The 2,160-nt window shown below is 74.1% G+C and carries 2 protein-coding genes and 2 pseudogenes; 2 read left to right on the top strand and 2 right to left on the bottom strand.

The annotated features are described in order from the left end of the window. Together IH13_RS0101665 and IH13_RS0101660 are read left to right on the top strand one after the other, a co-directional pair. A pseudogene (locus tag IH13_RS0101665) lies at window positions 1-372 on the top strand (hydrolase); the annotation flags it as partial. Between the two features lie 34 nt (window positions 373-406). Beyond that, window positions 407-1,063 carry an SDR family oxidoreductase gene (locus IH13_RS0101660; protein ID WP_031080410.1) on the top strand — a complete coding sequence of 219 codons (657 nt, stop codon included), beginning with the start codon at window positions 407-409 and terminating at the stop codon, window positions 1,061-1,063. 135 nt (window positions 1,064-1,198) lie between these two features. Here the strand turns inward: IH13_RS0101660 and IH13_RS0101655 are convergent, their stop codons facing one another. Then, window positions 1,199-1,486, bottom strand: coding sequence for a hypothetical protein (locus tag IH13_RS0101655; RefSeq protein ID WP_031080409.1), 288 nt, complete (start codon window positions 1,484-1,486; stop codon window positions 1,199-1,201). 288 nt (window positions 1,487-1,774) lie between these two features. Further along, a pseudogene (locus IH13_RS0101645) lies at window positions 1,775-2,160 on the bottom strand (TetR family transcriptional regulator); the annotation flags it as partial.

Genomic DNA, 2,160 nt, shown 5'->3' with positions numbered 1-2,160 from the left:
ACCCTGCGGGACGCCGCCGTACCGGCCGGGCGGGGGGATCCCTTGGAGGCCGCGTACCTCCTGGCCGCACAGCACGGCCTGGGGGCGGTGTCCGCGTACGAGGCGGTCTCGGCCGCCGCCAGGGTGGCCATGGGGCTGCCCGGGGTGCGGATCGAGCCCGGGAGCCCGGCGGAACTGCTGGCCGTACGGGGCGGCGACCTCGCCGGGGCGCTCTCCCTGGCGTACAGCCGGATCGTGGTGCATCGCGGCCGGATCGTCGCCCGGACCAGCGCGGTACGCGAGTACTGCGACTCCGAGGCCGCCGCCGCCCTGGACCTGCCCCGCCAGGGGCGCGCCGGCGGGGCGGGCGGCGGGCTGGGCGGCGGGCCTTGAGCGCGGGCGGTCCCCCCGGCGTACGGTCGGAAGCATGCGCATTGTCATTGCAGGTGGACACGGACAGATCGCGTTGCGGCTGGAGCGCCTGCTCGCCGCGCGCGGTGACGAAGCGGTGGGCGTCATCCGCGATCCGAAGCAGAGCGACGACCTCAGGGAGGCGGGAGCCGAGCCATTGGTCCTCGACCTCGAATCGGCCGGTGTCGAGGAGGTCGCGGACGCCCTACGGGGCGCCGACGCGGTGGTCTTCGCGGCGGGCGCGGGCCCGAACAGCGGCGCGGAACGCAAGGACACGGTGGACCGGGGCGCGGCGGTGCTCTTCGCGGACGCCGCGGAACGCGCGGGTGTACGCCGGTACGTCGTCGTCTCGTCCATGGGTGCCGACCCCGACCACGAGGGCGACGAGGTCTTCGACGTCTATCAGCGGGCCAAGGGGCAGGCGGACGCGTACGTGCGTTCCAGGACGGCCCTGGACTGGACGATCCTGCGCCCCGGGATGCTGACGAACGACGCCGGAACGGGCCGGGTGCTGCTCGCCGCCTCGACGGGCCGAGGCCCGATCCCGCGCGACGACGTGGCGGCGGTCCTGCTGGAGCTCCTGGACACCCCGGCCACGGCGGGCCTGACGCTGGAGGCGATCAGCGGGAGCAAGCCGGTGACGGTCGCGGTGCACGACATCGCGGGGAACTGACTCATCGCCGCCTGGGGCCGGTCTCGGGGGGGGGGCGGGAGCCCCTGTCCACCGCGGTCTTGGAGAGGGGCACCCGCGCGAAGCCGGAGGTGCGGCCCATGAGGGCGTGACACCGGTCGCCATCGGCCGATGGCCTCAGGAACGTTCGGCCTCGTTCGTCTCCTCGGCGGCCGCACCCCGGGCACGCCAGCGGTTCAGCAACGCGCTTCCCACGATCACCAGGCCGATGGCGGCGACCTTGGCGGCCTGGTGGTAGCCGGTCGCCAGTTCTTCCGGGGTGCCGGGCAGCCGGAAGGTGACCCACACTGCCGCGAGCCCTCCGAAAGCGATCAGTGCGACAGCTCCCCACACCCCGAGGCCCGCCCACCAGGGCTCCGGGCCGTATCCCCGCTCGTCGGCCTGCTCGACGTCCTTGTCGGTCACGGTTGTTCTCCTGCGTCGGCGGCATGGGTCGTGAGGGAAGACGCCCGACCGGTACGGACGGTTCACCGAGCCCGGCGGCTCTACAGCGCGGGCGACGTCTACCCCGAGGGCACCGAGTGGCCGGACGGCGATCGGCTCTACCGCGTCGGCCGGCTGCGGCACAAGGACTCCGTGCCCGGCAGCGAGTAGGGCGCCGTCTGGTCAGCTCGACCGACTCACCCGGCACCGGTGCGGGCCCGGCGAGGGCGTCGACGGCCCGTTCCGCGCCGGGCATAGCCGCTCGGAGGATCAGTCCTCCGCCGTCGGCGACTCACGGACCGAGGGCAGTTCGTGGGCTGCGGGCAGTCCGGCGACCACGTCCGCGCCGGACGGCGCGTGTTCAGGATCCACCAGCCACTGGAGCATCAGGCCGCTCAGCAGAGCCAGCGGGACCGAGCCGCCGAGCCCTTCACGTGCTTCGCGCTGTCCCGCCGCGAGGTGTTCCCGCACCTCGGGCGACCTCTCCGCCTGGACCACGGCCTCGATCTGGGCGACCCACAGCGCCCGATGCGTGGTGAAGCTGTCGATCAGCGCCTGCCACCGCTTTTCCGGGTCTCCGTCCGGCGCGTAGCCCGCGAGCCGGCCGCCCAGCTCGTCCACCGCCTCCACCAGCGCCTGGGTCAGCAGCGCGTCCC

The sequence above is a fragment of the Streptomyces sp. NRRL WC-3549 genome, assembly GCF_000721935.1.
In the GTDB taxonomy this organism is placed as follows: Bacteria; Actinomycetota; Actinomycetes; order Streptomycetales; family Streptomycetaceae; genus Streptomyces.
Note: the sequence above shows the minus strand (reverse complement) of the source record. Positions and strands in the feature narration are given on the sequence as shown.